Below are 13,144 nucleotides of genomic sequence, written 5' to 3' on the forward strand. Positions count from 1 at the left end.
GAGATATGCAAATACGCTCGCGTCGTCAGCCCATTTTCGGCGCGAATCTCTACCGAAAGGTGGTCATGATGGCCGACCGGCCACGCACACTGGCGGAGAAGGTCTGGGAGCAGCACGTCGTCACCCAGGGCAAGGGTGAGGGCGAGGCGCGCGAACCCGACCTCATCTACATCGACCTGCACCTGGTCCACGAGGTGACCAGCCCGCAGGCGTTCGATGGGCTGCGCGCGGCCGGGCGGCCCGTGCGCCGCCCCGATCTCACCATCGCGACCGAGGACCACAACGTCCCCACCGCCGACCTGGACAAGCCGATCGCCGACCCGGTCTCGCGCACCCAGGTCGAGACGCTGCGGCGCAACTGCGAGGAATTCGGGGTTCGCCTGTATCCGATGGGCGATATCGAGCAGGGCATCGTGCACGTCATCGGCCCGCAGCTGGGCCTGACCCAGCCGGGGACCACGGTGGTCTGCGGCGATTCGCACACCTCCACGCACGGCGCGTTCGGTGCGCTGGCGATGGGCATCGGCACCAGCGAGGTCGAGCATGTGCTGGCCACCCAGACGCTGTCGCTGCGCCCGTTCAAGACCATGGCGGTGAACATCGACGGGCAGTTGCCCGACGGGGTCACCAGCAAGGACGTCATTCTCGCCGTCATCGCGCAGATCGGCACCGGCGGCGGTCAGGGATATGTGATCGAGTACCGCGGTGAGGCCGTGCGCGCCATGTCGATGGAGGCGCGGATGACGATGTGCAATATGTCCATCGAGGCCAGCGCCCGCGCGGGCATGGTGGCCCCTGACGAGACCACCTACGAATTCCTGAAGGGCCGCCCACATGCGCCGCAGGGCGCCCAGTGGGATGAGGCCGTAGCGAACTGGGAGGCCCTGAAGACCGATCCGGGCGCGAGTTTCGACACCGAGGTGCATATCGACGCCTCCGCGCTGACACCGTTCGTGACCTGGGGCACCAACCCGGGACAGGGTGTGCCGCTGGGCGCCGCGGTGCCGGATCCGGCCGCGATGAACGACGAGATCGAGCGCGAGACCGCCGAGAGGGCACTGCGCTATATGGATTTGGAGCCTGGTACTCCTCTTCGCGCGGTCACGGTCGACACCGTTTTCGTCGGCTCGTGCACCAATGGCCGAATCGAGGATCTGCGGGCCGTAGCGGGGGTTCTGCAGGGTCGCAAGGTGGCCGACGGGGTTCGAATGCTGATCGTGCCCGGGTCGATGCGGGTGCGCGCGCAGGCCGAATCCGAGGGGCTGGGCGAGATTTTCACCGAGGCCGGCGCGGAATGGCGTCAGGCGGGTTGTTCGATGTGTCTCGGTATGAATCCGGATCAGCTTTCCCCCGGTCAGCGCTGTGCTTCGACGTCCAATCGGAATTTCGAGGGCAGGCAGGGCAAAGGCGGGCGTACGCACCTGGTTTCGCCGCTGGTCGCCGCGGCCACCGCGATCCGGGGAACCCTGTCCTCACCTGCGGATCTGAACTGACACCTATACCCACATACTCAGGAGAACTCATGGAAGCCTTCAAGGTGCACAAGGGGATCGGGGTGCCATTGCGCCGGTCCAACGTCGATACCGACCAGATCATCCCGGCGGTATACCTGAAGCGCGTTACCCGAACGGGATTCGAGGACGGTCTGTTCGCGGCCTGGCGCTCGGATCCGACCTTCATTCTGAACACCGAGCCGTACAACCGGGGTAGTGTCCTGGTAGCCGGTCCGGATTTCGGGACGGGATCCTCACGCGAGCACGCCGTTTGGGCGCTCATGGATTACGGCTTCAAGGTCGTGATCTCCTCGCGCTTCGGCGACATCTTCCGCGGCAACGCCGGTAAGGGTGGTCTGGTGGCCGCCCGGATGTCACAACATGATGTCGAATTGCTCTGGAAGTTGCTCGAGGAACATCCCGGTCAGGAATTGATCGTGGACCTCGAAGCGCGCACGGTGACCCTCGGAACCGTCGTGTTGCCCTTCGAAATTGACGACTACACCCGGTGGCGGCTGCTCGAGGGATTGGACGACATCGGGCTCACTCTCCGCCAGGAAGAGGCGATCGACCTGTACGAAAAGGCAAGGCCAGGTTGGAAACCCAAGACCATTCCGGACGCCATTTCACCGGCCTAAACGTACCGGGGCGTTAGCTGGGAGCTACCAATCACGGTAGCTGTGCGTGTGCCACACCACATGAATTTTGGCGTGGCACATAGACTCTTGCCCATTGAAGGTTTACCGTGGTACCTAGTCGGTCCGACGACGGGCCATTAGTCTGCGGAGGATTCAATGAACAAGGCGGAACTGATCGACGTTCTGACCGAAAAGTTGGGTACTGACAGGCGCACGGCCACTGCGGCAGTCGAGCAGATTGTCGACACGATCGTGCGCGCGGTGAACAAGGGCAACAGCGTCACCATCACCGGATTCGGTGTGTTCGAACAGCGCAAGCGCGCTGCGAGGGTGGCGCGTAACCCTCGTACCGGCGAGACCGTCAAGGTCAAGCCCACTTCGGTTCCTGCGTTCCGTCCCGGTGCGCAGTTCAAGGCCATCATCGCCGGCAAGCAGAAGATCGCGGCGGCCGGTCCGGCCGTGAAACGCGGTGTTGCACCGGCGGTATCGGGTGGCGCGGCCAAGAAGACGGCCAAGAAGGCCGCGGCCAAGAAGACGGTCGCCAAGAAGACGACCGCCAAGAAGACCACGGCGAAGAAGGTCGCGGCCAAGGCGCCCGCCAAGAAGACGGTGGCGAAGAAGACGGTCGCCAAGAAGGTGACCGCCGCCGCCAAGAAGGCGCCGGCCAAGAAGACCGCGGTCAAGGCCACGGCCAAGAAGACCACGGCCAAGAAGGCGCCCGCGAAGAAGACCGCCGCCAAGCGCACCGCCGCCAAGCGGACCGCTCGGCGCTGACGCTTCGACGATATCGGCCCCGGCCATGTGGCCGGGGCCGATTCGTGTTCGGTGGCCTCCGCTTCGTCGGAGGTCCGGGGCGGGCCTCGCTGGTTCGGCTCTACAGCGGGCGCAGTGCGGTGTCGAGATGGTCCGCGGCCACCAGCTGTCCGTCGGACACCGACAGCACCCAGGCGCTGGCCTTGCGGTTACGCGCGGGAGGCAGTGTGACACCGTCGGTTTCGGCCCATTCGGCCAGCAGCGGCGGAATCACCTTGCCCTGACTGGAGATAACGCGCACGGCCTCCGGTGACACCAGCTCTCGCACCCGCTTCAGCGCGTCGTCCGGCGCTGCGGCATAAGCGGTTTCGGACATCAGCGGTTCGAGCGCGATGTCGACCCCGAGCTGCTCGGCGAGCGGTTCGACCGTCTGCACGCAACGCCGCACCGGCGCGGAGTAGATCTCCGAGATGCCGAACGTCGCCAGATTCGGCGCCAGCGCATGCGCCTGGACCCGGCCGGACTTGTCCAGCGGACGCTCGTCGTCCGGGCCGGAGAAGTGGCCACGGCGGCCCGCCTTGGCGTGCCGGACGAGCAGCAGGGTGGCCGTGTCCGGGGGAAACCGCAGGAATTGGCGCACGATGCTGCGATCCATGGGATAGGACAGCGCATTCATCACCTGATCCACGCGATACCAGCGCAGCACGTCCACCTCGGAATTGGTGGTGAATTCGCCGTCGCTGATCGTCGCGGACCAATAGTCCACACGCTTCATCTTGCGGTGCCCGGTGACCGGATAGGTGACCCTGCCCAGATAGCGGCCCAGACGGGTGTTCAGACCCGTCTCCTCGGCCACCTCGCGCACCGCGGTGATCATCGCGGTCTCGCCCGGATCGAGCTTGCCTTTGGGCAGGGACCAGTCGTCGTACTTGGGACGGTGCACCACCGCCACCTCGAGCGCGCCGCTACGACCGCGACGCCACACGACCGCACCGGCGGCGAAGATATTGGCGGCCACTCGGGGGTCGGGGATCGCTCCGCCGGAATCCGGTGCTGCGGAACGATTCACTGCTGATCGGGCCGTCGCAGTCGCATGAGGTACTGCTGATGGTCGCGCACCCGCTCGCCCTGATCGGCCACCTCGGTCGCGGTCGGACCGGCCTTCCAGGTCCCGTCCGCCTGCAGCACCCAGCACCGGGTCGCCGGGTCCAGGGCCGAATCGAACATCCCGGCCAGCCGCTCGGTCAGCCTGCGGTCCTTGACCTGCGCCATGACCTCCACGCGCCGGTCCAGATTGCGGTGCATCATATCGGCGCTGCCGATCCAGTACTCGTCCTGGGCCTGGAAGTGCAGGACGCGCGAATGCTCGAGGAAACGGCCGAGGATCGAGCGCACCTCGATGTTGTCGCTCATCCCGCTGACGCCCGGGCGCAGTCCGCAGATGCCGCGGACCACGATCTGCACCGGCACCCCGGCCTGCGAGGCCCGGTACAGCGCGTCGATCACCTGCTCGTCGACGATCGCATTGGCCTTCAGCCGGATTCGTGCCTCGTGACCCTGCTCGGCGAGTTCGGTCTCGCGCTGGATCCGTTCGATGATGCCCGAGCGCACACTGCTGGGCGCGACCAACAGGTTGCGGTAGGAGGCCTTTCGCGAGTATCCGGTGAGCGAGTTGAACAGATCGGTCAGATCGGCGCCGATTTCCGGTGCCGCGGTGAGCAATCCGACGTCCTCGTACAGGCGCGCGGTCTTCGGGTTGTAGTTGCCGGTGCCGATATGGCAGTAGCGGCGGATGGTCGCGCCCTCGCGGCGCACCACCAGGCAGGTCTTGCAGTGTGTCTTGAGCCCGACCAGGCCGTAGACCACGTGCACGCCCGCCTGTTCCAGCGCGCGCGCCCATTTGATGTTGGCCTGCTCGTCGAACCGGGCCTTGATCTCCACCAGGGCCACCACCTGCTTACCGGCCTCGGCGGCGTCGATGAGCGCGTTGACGATCGGGGAGTCGCCGGAGGTGCGGTAGAGCGTCTGCTTGATCGCCAGCACCTGCGGATCGGCGGCCGCCTGCTCGATGAAACGCTGCACGCTGGTGGAGAACGAGTCGTAGGGATGGTGCACGAGCACGTCGCCCTCCCGCAGCGCGGCGAAAACGTTTCGGGGGGTTTCCCTTTCACCGAAGGCCGCGGGGGTCGCGGGCACGTAGGGCGCGTCCTTGAGCGCGGGCCGGTCCACGCCGTAGACCTGCCACAGGCAGGACAGGTCCAGCAGGCCGGGCACCTGGATGACGTCGCCCGGGTCCACGTCCAGCTCGCGCAGCAGCAGATCGAGCATGTGCTCGGTCATGTCGTCGGAAACCTCCAGGCGCACAGGAGATCCGAAACGTCGCCGGGCCAGCTCGCGTTCCAGTGCCTGGAGCAGATCCTCGTCGCGGTCCTCGTCCACCTCGAAGTCGGCATTTCGGGTGATCCGGAACGAATGGTGTTCCACCACATCCATTCCCGGGAACAGCTGATCCAGGTGCGCCGCGATGAGGTCCTCCATCGGCAGGAACGCCGCCAGGTTCACCGGCGGGACCGAGGGGTCGGCGTCGCGCGCGAGCAATCGCGTGCCGGTGCGCCGCACCCGGACGAACCGGTCGACGTTGTCCGGCACCTTCACGCGCGCGAAGTGCTCGCCGCCGGTATCGGAATCTTTCACCGTCACAGCCAGATTCAGGCTCAGGCCGCTGATGTACGGGAACGGGTGCGCCGGATCCACGGCCAGCGGGGTCAGCACCGGGAACACCTGGTCCTGGAAATATCCCGAAAGGCGCTGGCGCTCCTCGTCGTCCAGATCCGCCCAGCCGATGATGGCGATGCCCTCCTCGCGCAGGGCGGGCTGTATATCGTCCAGGAATACACGCGCGTGCCGGGAGGCCAGCTCCTGGGCGCTGGCCGCGATCAGCTCCAGCTGCTCGGTCGGCGACAGGCCGTCGGCCGAGCGCACCGACAGCCCGGCCGTGGCGCGGCGCTTGAGCCCGGCGACCCGGACCATATAGAACTCGTCCAGGTTCGAGGCGAAGATGGCCAGGAATTTCGCACGCTCGAGCAGCGGCTCGGAATGGTCCTCGGCCAAGGCGAGCACGCGGCCGTTGAAGTCCAGCCAACTCAGCTCCCGGTTGAGGTAGCGATCGGCCGGCAACTGTGGCTGCGTGCTGGTCTCCGGCTGCGGGTCCACGGCGGGCGGCGGCGCCGGTAGTCGCGGGGGCTGGTGGACGGTGTCGGTGTCACTCATAGCCGCACACCCTCCAGGAGCCCTGCGTTCGATGGTTCGCTCCGCTGCGCTCGGCGCACCACCCCGATGCCGGGGCATGACAGGGAAACGGGGATCGCTGGGGTTGTCTCGAGCTCGCGCACGGTCACAATCATTCCTTATGTCTGAGTCGGTGCCGCCGGTTCCCCCATCGACGCAGTTTTGAGCAATTATCTGGCACACATATGGCCCGTATCGCACCTCCGTGTGAGATCTCCGTGAACTCGGTGCGGCCACCCGATGTCACCCAGCAGGGCTGCGGTGGCCGAGCCGACGCCCAGCAGCACCGCGGCGCGCAGGTCCTCGGCGGTGTCCACATCCAGCCGCAGCCCGGGCCATTCGCCGGCCAGGTCCTTCGCGCCCGAATCGACGTGGCGGCGCGCGGAATCCGGGCCGAACAGCGGCGCCAGCGGGGCCGCGTCGGCGCGTACGAGCAGCGCGGCGGTGCCCTGACCGGTGTGATCGGCGACCAGGGCGCGGCCGCTCGCCGGTGCGGTGGTCAGCATGTCGCGCAACTCGCCCGGGCGCAGGGCGGGCAGGTCGGCCTGCAGCGCGAGCAGATCGACCGCGCCGTGCCTGTGCCGCACGGCCGCGGCGGCGTCGGCGAGCGCCAGGTTGAGACTGTCGGTGGCCGCGACAACCCCGGCCACCCCGTCGGCGAGGGCGATGTCGAGGCTGTCGAATCCGTCGCTGTCCGGGTGTGTCGGATCGGCGTGGACCGCGCCACCGAGCACGCGCACCAGGGCGGAGACCTCCGGATCGGGGGTCACCACGGTCACCGAGCCGACACCGGCGGCCAGCGCGGCGGTCACGGTATCCGACAGCATCGCCAGGACCAGCCGCGACCGAGCCTGGGGCGGCAGCTCGTGCGCGAGTCGTGTCTTGGCACGCTCGAGGCTCTTCACCGCGATCACGGCGTGGACGGCATCCGGACGCATGTGACCATCGTTCCATGTCCGGTGCAGTGGTGGACGTCATGCCAGGTAAGCGGAATACCGTCGGGTATCGCGGCGCGCGTATAGGCGGGGTGGCACTATCGAACGTGTGACTAGGGCGGCAGTGATGGGTGCGGGATCGTGGGGTACCGCACTGGCGAAGGTGTTGAACGATGCGGGCACCGAGGTGACGATGTGGGCCCGGCGACCCGAGGTGGCCAAGGCGCTGGCCACCGAGCACCGTAATCCGGCCTATCTGACCGATATACGGCTGGACGGCATCCGGGCCACCGACGACCACGCCGCCGCACTGTCCGGGGCTCAGATCGTCGTGCTCGCCGTTCCGTCCCAGTCGCTGCGCGAGAACCTGGCCAGCTGGCGCGGCGCGATCGAATCCGACGCGACCCTGCTGAGCGTGGCCAAGGGGATCGAGACCGGCACGCTGCTGCGGATGAGCGAGGTGATCGCCGAGGTCACCGGGGCGGATCCGGGGCGCGTCGCGGTGCTGTCCGGGCCGAACCTGGCGCACGAGATCGCCGCCGAGCAGCCCGCCGCCACGGTCATCGCCTGCGCGGATGCCGCGCGCGCCGAGGCGGTGCAGCACGCGTGCGCCACCGGATATTTCCGGCCTTACACCAACACCGACGTCGTCGGCTGCGAGATCGGCGGCGCGTGCAAGAACGTGATCGCCCTGGCCTGCGGAATCGCCTCCGGAATGGGCCTGGGCGACAATACGATCGCCAGCCTCATCACCCGGGGGCTGGCCGAGATCATTCGGCTGGGCGTGGCGCTCGGCGCGAATCCGGTGACGCTGGCCGGGCTGGCCGGGGTCGGTGATCTGGTCGCCACCTGCACCTCGCCGCTGTCGCGCAACCGGTCCTTCGGATATGCGCTCGGCGCCGGCGGGTCGATGGAGTCGGCGCAGCAGGCCACCCACGGCCAGGTCGCCGAGGGTGTCAAGTCGTGCACCTCGATTCGCGCGCTGGCCGAACGGCACGATGTGGAGATGCCGCTGACCACCTCGGTGCACCAGGTGTGTCACGAGGGGTTGTCGGTGGCCGAGGCGGTCGGTCGACTGCTCGGTCGACGGATGAAGCCGGAATGAATAATTCGCCCGATCAGCGGGTACGGTTCGGGACATGAGCAACCGGATTCGGGTCGCGGTGGTCTTCGGTGGTCGAAGCAACGAGCACGCGGTGTCGTGTGTGTCCGCGGGCTTCGTGCTACGCAACCTCGATCCCGAACGGTATGAGGCCGTGCCGATCGGAATCACCCGCGAGGGGACCTGGGTGCTGAGCGGATCGGACGCCCGCGCCTTGGCGATCGCCGACCGCGCACTGCCCTCGGTGGACGGATCCGGGACCGAGCTGATGCTGGCGGCCGATCCGACGCGCGAGGGCAGCCTGCTGCCGCTGGACGGCACGGCGGGCCCGGGCGCGGTCGATGTGGTGTTCCCGGTGCTGCACGGCGCATTCGGTGAGGACGGCACCGTGCAGGGCCTGCTCGAGATGGCCGGGCTGCCGTACGTCGGGCCCGGGGTGCTGGCCAGCGCCACCGGCATGGACAAGGAGTTCATGAAGAAACTCCTTGCCGTCGAGGGGATTCCGGTCGGTGACCACGTGGTGCTGCGGCCCGGCGTGGCGACCGTGCGCGAGGCCGACCGGGCGCGCCTGGGGCTGCCGCTGTTCGTCAAGCCCGCGCGTGGGGGATCGTCCATCGGCATCACCAAGGTGGACAGCTGGGATCGCCTGGACGAGGCCATCGCCGTTGCCCGCGGGCACGATCCGAAGGTGATCGTGGAGGCCGCCATCGTCGGGCACGAGATCGAATGCGGCGTGCTCGAATTCCCGGACGGCCGGGTGCAGGCCAGTGCGCTGGCCGAGATCCGGATGCCGGAGGAGAGCCAGTCGGAGGTGCCGGATTTCTACGACTTCGACACCAAATACCTCGACGACGTCTGCGAATTCGACATCCCCGCCAAGCTGAACGACGACATGACCCAGCAGGTTCGCGACATGGCGGTGACGGCGTTCCGCGCCTTGGACTGCCAGGGCCTGGCCCGCGTCGACTTCTTCGTCACCGAGCAGGGGCCGGTGATCAACGAGATCAACACGATGCCCGGCATGACCTCCATCTCGATGTACCCGCGCATGTGGGAGGCCACCGGCATCGATAACGCAGATTTGGTCAGCACTCTCGTCGAGACGGCCCTGGCCCGGGGCACCGGCCTGCGCTGAATTTCGCCGGTCCCCCAGGCGGGTGCTACTCGCCCTGCCCGGCTTGGTGATCATCGCGTACGCGGATGTGGCGCAAGGTGATCGGACGCTCGGAAAGCGGCGCTGATCGGCCCTCATGCGCCGAAGAACCCGAGTGGCGGTAGCCCGGCCGGGTCGGCGTCGACTCGAATTCGGGCCGTGCTGCGACGGCCCTAGTTCGGGATCGGGCCCGGATTGATCGGCTGGGCGGGCAGAGCTTTGGCGGTCGTGTTCGAGATGTCCTGGAGCGGGGTGGGGCCTGCTTTGTCGGGCATCGTGACGGCGATATAGGTGCTGCGGTCAACGATGTACCAGGTGCCGGAGGTGTTTCCGCTCGCGGGGTCGCGGACCTCGAACCAGTTGACGCCGTTGATGACCTGGAGAGCGGCGGACTTGGTGAATTCGGCGGGGCGGTCCAGGCCGCAACGCAGGACGATCGGATCGCCGCCGTCGGGGAGTTGCCAGGCGGCGGTTCCCGGGGGAGCCGGCTGAGCCAAGGCGGCGCGGGTGTAGTCGCCGAGCTTCGCCGGCAGAGCCGGGAGCAGGGCGGTGCACGCCCCGCCGGTGGCGGCGGGCTGTGGGACGCCACCCAGTGCCAGCGGCTCGCGTACGGGGTTCTGGCGGGACACCACCGCGATGATCAGCACGGCGACGATCAAGGCCACCGGGAGGGCCACGGCGGTGGCGATGAGCGCGGGGTGGCGCTTGGGTTCCTCGGGTTCGAGGCTGTAGCGGTCGGAGGAGTCTGTACCGGTCGTCGCGGCGGACCCCGGTTCCGACTCCGACTTGGGCGCGGATGCGGCACTCTCGGCCGATGCGGCATCGGGCGTCGTGACATCGGCGTCGGTCATCACAGTTCCGGCCTCGATTGTCGCGGCGTCGCTCGAGGGCGTCGCCGGGGAGGTTTGCGGCTGTGACGACGCCGGGCCGTCCGGACGGTCCGTATCGCTGCTCACAGCTCCACCTCGCCGGCGCTCCGCCCCGTCGTGCGCACGGCGCGCTGGCCCGATGGTTCGCTACGCTTCGCTCCGCTCACCCGCCAAGGGTAGCGTCGCGTGCGTCCGCTCCTACGGCGGCCCGTAGTAGTGGCTCGTGAAAGGAGACGCTCATCACCACCCGCAAACGTACGGCCATCGCCGAGCAGGACGCGCGATCGGTGCGTGAGCTGGGCGAGTTCGGGCTGATCGCGCGGATGAACGCCGGGCGCACCCAGACGCCGGGCGTGCTGCTCGGCCCCGGTGACGACGGTGCGGTGATCGCGGCCCCGGATGGTCGGTATGTGGTGAGCACCGACATGCTGGTACAGGATCGGCACTTCCGGCTGGACTGGTCGAGCCCGCGCGATATCGGCGCCAAGGCGATCGCGCAGAACGCCGCCGACGTCGTCGCGATGGGCGCCGCGCCGAGCGCGTTCGTGGTGTCGTTCGGCTGTCCCGCCGACACCCCGGTTGCCTTCGTCGACGGCCTCGCCGAGGGGATGTGGGCCGAGGGCGAGCGCGCGGGCGCATCGATCGCGGGCGGGGATGTGGTGCGCGCGCCCCTGGTGATCATCTCGGTGACAGCGTTCGGAGATCCGCTGCGCCCGCCGGTGCTGCTGTCGGGCGCGGCGCCGGGGGATGTCGTGGCGGTGGCCGGGCGGCTGGGCCGTTCGGCGGCCGGGCTGGCCGTGCTGAGCGCCGGACTCGATCCGGGGAGGTACCCGGATGCGGTTGCCGCGCATCGGGTTCCGCGGCCGCCCTATCGGGCCGTGCTGGATCTGCCGCCCGAGGTTCGAATCACCGCGATGACCGATGTCTCCGACGGGCTGCTCGCGGATGTCGGGCATATCGCCGAATCTTCGGCCGTGGCTGTCGATCTCGACTCTGCCGCGGTGCGTGACGCGTCGCTGGACGCCATCGCGCGGGAGCTCGGCGTGGATCCGCTGCACTGGGTTCTCACCGGTGGTGAGGATCACGCCTTCGCCGCGACATTCAATGCGGGACAGGACATTCCGGATGGGTGGACACGAGTCGGGCGAGTCGCCGGCGGGTCGGGTGTCACGGTTGACGGCGTGGCGTGGTCCGGACCGGTCGGCTGGGAATCGTTTTCGTAACGGGGATGGTGAGCCGGCGGAGCTTGCGGAGCCGGCGGGGTGGGTGAGCTCAGGCTGGGTGCGCTGTCGCGGCGGATCCGCACCCGCTATGTTTCTTCGCCATGGGCGCAAAACCACTGCCGGACATCATCGACACGGGCTGGGCCGAGGCGCTGACGCCGGTCGCCGACAACATCGCCGCGATGGGCGAATTCCTGCGGGCGGAGAACGCGGCGGGCCGCGGTTATCTGCCGAAGGGCGATAACGTGCTGCGCGCGTTCCAGCGTCCGCTGGACAAGGTGCGGGTGCTGATCGTCGGTCAGGACCCCTATCCGACACCCGGACACGCGATGGGCCTGAGTTTCTCGGTGGCGCCCGATGTTTCGCCGGTGCCGCGCAGCCTGGCGAATATATTCTCGGAATACTCCAAGGATCTGGGATATCCGACGCCGTCCTGCGGTGATCTGTCCCCGTGGTCGGATCAGGGTGTGCTGATGCTGAACCGAGTACTGACCGTCGCTCCCGGCCAGCCCGCCTCGCATCGCGGCAAGGGCTGGGAAGTGGTGACCGAGCAGGCGATTCGCGCGCTCGTCGCCCGCGATCAGCCGCTCGTGGCGATCCTGTGGGGGCGCGACGCGTCCACGCTGAAGCCGATGCTGGGCGGTGCGCCGTACATCGAATCGGCCCATCCCTCACCGCTGTCGGCCTCGAGAGGTTTCTTCGGATCGCAGCCGTTCTCCCGAACCAACGAGTTGCTGGGTACATTGGGTGCCGCCCCGGTCGATTGGCGCCTGCCGTGACCGGGTTGGAGTTCGAGCGAATCAGGAGTTAGTTGCATGCAGATCAGATCCGTGCGCGGTGCCCTTGTGACCGCTGTTGCCGGAGCGGCCATCCTGGGCGCACCGGTCGCGGCGCAAGCCAAGACCATTCCGTTGGAGCCCGCGGCCCCGGCGCAGCAGGTGAATCCGGAACATGCCAAGCCGGTGCTGGCGCTGTGGGATCCGCAGACGGGTTCTGCGTCGCTGTCGTCCAATGTGAATGCCCTCGGGCTGTGCGCGCTGGAGAGCATCAGCGCGAACGTGCAGTGCATCGGCGGCAACAAGTAGGTCCGGATGCGGGCCTGGGCTCGCGGTGATGGTTCGGAACACCACCGATCCGCCGCTGTCGGGGAGCCCCGGCCGGTTCGTCCGGTCAGCGAGGAGCGTCCGCGCGGCGGATCATGCGGACCTCGACGGTCGGAGAGAAGCGTTCGGCTCGGCGGGTGCCGTCGAGTTCGAACTCATATTTTCGGTAGAACGCCTGAGCGCGGGGGTTCTCCTCGAATACCCACAGTGACGTATCGACGGTGGGGTCGAGGACCGCGCGCATCAGCGCATGCGCCGCGCCCGTGCCGTACCAGGCGGCGCGTACGTACATCGCGTTCAACTCGCGCGGTGCAGGCGGTGAATCGTCTCGGGAATCGGCGGTGGCCGCGAAGCCGATGACCTCGGTCCCGGCGACGGCCAGCGTCGGCATGCCCGGATTCTTCTCCCGGATGCGGTCCCATTGGTCGGCGCGGTGGTCGAGGTCGAAGGCGGCCAGCAGGTGGTCGGGGACCAGGCCGCGATAGGCCTCACGCCAGCAGGCTATATGGCAGGCGGCCAGGCTACGGGTGTATTCCGGCGTATGCGGGACCACCAGCCAGGGATCCTCGATCATTCTCTGCACCACG

Annotated in this window: 13 protein-coding genes; 8 read left to right on the plus strand and 5 right to left on the minus strand. The window is 68.0% G+C overall.

From position 1 onward, the window contains the following. The first annotated feature begins 68 nt into the window (after positions 1-68). From leuC to JZ791_RS13835, 3 genes are all read left to right on the plus strand, one after another. Entirely contained in the window at positions 69-1,493 is a 1,425-nt protein-coding gene (leuC, locus tag JZ791_RS13825) for a 3-isopropylmalate dehydratase large subunit (protein WP_216894799.1), read from the plus strand. A gap of 29 nt (positions 1,494-1,522) precedes the next feature. Beyond that, a complete protein-coding gene (gene leuD, locus JZ791_RS13830; RefSeq protein ID WP_216894801.1) occupies positions 1,523-2,131 on the plus strand; it encodes a 3-isopropylmalate dehydratase small subunit in 609 nt (202 codons plus the stop codon). A gap of 156 nt (positions 2,132-2,287) precedes the next feature. Further along, on the plus strand, positions 2,288-2,905 hold the full coding sequence (locus tag JZ791_RS13835) for an HU family DNA-binding protein (RefSeq protein WP_216894803.1): 618 nt from the start codon (positions 2,288-2,290) through the stop codon (positions 2,903-2,905). A 100-nt stretch (positions 2,906-3,005) separates the two neighbouring features. On the opposite strand, the gene JZ791_RS13840 is transcribed toward JZ791_RS13835, so the two are convergent. The 3 genes from JZ791_RS13840 to cofC all read right to left on the minus strand — a co-directional run bounded on the left by JZ791_RS13840 (position 3,006) and on the right by cofC (position 7,110). Continuing rightward, entirely contained in the window at positions 3,006-3,953 is a 948-nt protein-coding gene (locus JZ791_RS13840; RefSeq protein WP_308162915.1) for an NUDIX hydrolase, read from the minus strand. Then, the gene (locus JZ791_RS13845) at positions 3,950-6,154 is read right to left on the minus strand and encodes an RNA degradosome polyphosphate kinase (protein ID WP_216894805.1); all 2,205 of its coding nucleotides are present in this window, start codon (positions 6,152-6,154) and stop codon (positions 3,950-3,952) included. Before JZ791_RS13845 ends, JZ791_RS13840 begins: the two co-directional genes overlap by 4 nt. A 188-nt stretch (positions 6,155-6,342) precedes the next feature. Beyond that, positions 6,343-7,110 carry a 2-phospho-L-lactate guanylyltransferase gene (gene cofC / locus JZ791_RS13850; RefSeq protein ID WP_216894807.1) on the minus strand — a complete coding sequence of 256 codons (768 nt, stop codon included), beginning with the start codon at positions 7,108-7,110 and terminating at the stop codon, positions 6,343-6,345. Positions 7,111-7,216: 106 nt separating this feature from the next. On the opposite strand from cofC, the gene JZ791_RS13855 reads away from it, so the two are divergent. Then, a complete protein-coding gene (locus JZ791_RS13855) occupies positions 7,217-8,212 on the plus strand; it encodes an NAD(P)H-dependent glycerol-3-phosphate dehydrogenase (protein ID WP_216894809.1) in 996 nt (331 codons plus the stop codon). A 34-nt stretch (positions 8,213-8,246) separates the two neighbouring features. After that, positions 8,247-9,344: a D-alanine--D-alanine ligase family protein gene (locus JZ791_RS13860; RefSeq protein WP_216894811.1), complete on the plus strand. Its 1,098-nt coding sequence runs from the start codon at positions 8,247-8,249 to the stop codon at positions 9,342-9,344. Between the two features lie 191 nt (positions 9,345-9,535). On the opposite strand, the gene JZ791_RS13865 is transcribed toward JZ791_RS13860, so the two are convergent. After that, on the minus strand, positions 9,536-10,318 hold the full coding sequence (locus tag JZ791_RS13865; RefSeq protein WP_308162916.1) for a DUF3515 domain-containing protein: 783 nt from the start codon (positions 10,316-10,318) through the stop codon (positions 9,536-9,538). Positions 10,319-10,494: 176 nt separating this feature from the next. Here JZ791_RS13865 and JZ791_RS13870 point away from each other — a divergent pair, with 176 nt between their 5' ends. From JZ791_RS13870 to JZ791_RS13880, 3 genes are all read left to right on the plus strand, one after another. Beyond that, entirely contained in the window at positions 10,495-11,454 is a 960-nt protein-coding gene (locus JZ791_RS13870; protein ID WP_216894873.1) for a thiamine-phosphate kinase, read from the plus strand. A gap of 101 nt (positions 11,455-11,555) precedes the next feature. Further along, a complete protein-coding gene (locus tag JZ791_RS13875) occupies positions 11,556-12,233 on the plus strand; it encodes a uracil-DNA glycosylase (RefSeq protein ID WP_216894814.1) in 678 nt (225 codons plus the stop codon). A 36-nt stretch (positions 12,234-12,269) separates the two neighbouring features. Continuing rightward, positions 12,270-12,539, plus strand: coding sequence for a hypothetical protein (locus JZ791_RS13880; RefSeq protein WP_216894816.1), 270 nt, complete (start codon positions 12,270-12,272; stop codon positions 12,537-12,539). Between the two features lie 85 nt (positions 12,540-12,624). Here the strand turns inward: JZ791_RS13880 and JZ791_RS13885 are convergent, their stop codons facing one another. Beyond that, the gene (locus tag JZ791_RS13885; protein ID WP_216894818.1) at positions 12,625-13,131 is read right to left on the minus strand and encodes a GNAT family N-acetyltransferase; all 507 of its coding nucleotides are present in this window, start codon (positions 13,129-13,131) and stop codon (positions 12,625-12,627) included. Positions 13,132-13,144: the final 13 nt, after the last annotated feature.

Origin of the sequence: Nocardia alni (genome assembly GCF_019038435.1) — a bacterium.
GTDB classification, from domain to species: Bacteria; Actinomycetota; Actinomycetes; order Mycobacteriales; family Mycobacteriaceae; genus Nocardia; species Nocardia alni.

Excerpts from the sequence above, each read along its gene's own strand:
- leuC (WP_216894799.1), top strand. The coding sequence starts at position 69 with ATGGCCGACCGGCCACGCACACTGGCGGAGAAGGTCTGGGAGCAGCAC.
- leuD (WP_216894801.1), top strand. The coding sequence starts at position 1,523 with ATGGAAGCCTTCAAGGTGCACAAGGGGATCGGGGTGCCATTGCGCCGG.
- JZ791_RS13835 (WP_216894803.1), top strand. The coding sequence starts at position 2,288 with ATGAACAAGGCGGAACTGATCGACGTTCTGACCGAAAAGTTGGGTACT.
- JZ791_RS13845 (WP_216894805.1), bottom strand. The coding sequence starts at position 6,154 with ATGAGTGACACCGACACCGTCCACCAGCCCCCGCGACTACCGGCGCCG.
- cofC (WP_216894807.1), bottom strand. The coding sequence starts at position 7,110 with ATGCGTCCGGATGCCGTCCACGCCGTGATCGCGGTGAAGAGCCTCGAG.
- JZ791_RS13860 (WP_216894811.1), top strand. The coding sequence starts at position 8,247 with ATGAGCAACCGGATTCGGGTCGCGGTGGTCTTCGGTGGTCGAAGCAAC.
- JZ791_RS13875 (WP_216894814.1), top strand. The coding sequence starts at position 11,556 with ATGGGCGCAAAACCACTGCCGGACATCATCGACACGGGCTGGGCCGAG.
- JZ791_RS13880 (WP_216894816.1), top strand. The coding sequence starts at position 12,270 with ATGCAGATCAGATCCGTGCGCGGTGCCCTTGTGACCGCTGTTGCCGGA.
- JZ791_RS13885 (WP_216894818.1), bottom strand. The coding sequence starts at position 13,131 with ATGATCGAGGATCCCTGGCTGGTGGTCCCGCATACGCCGGAATACACC.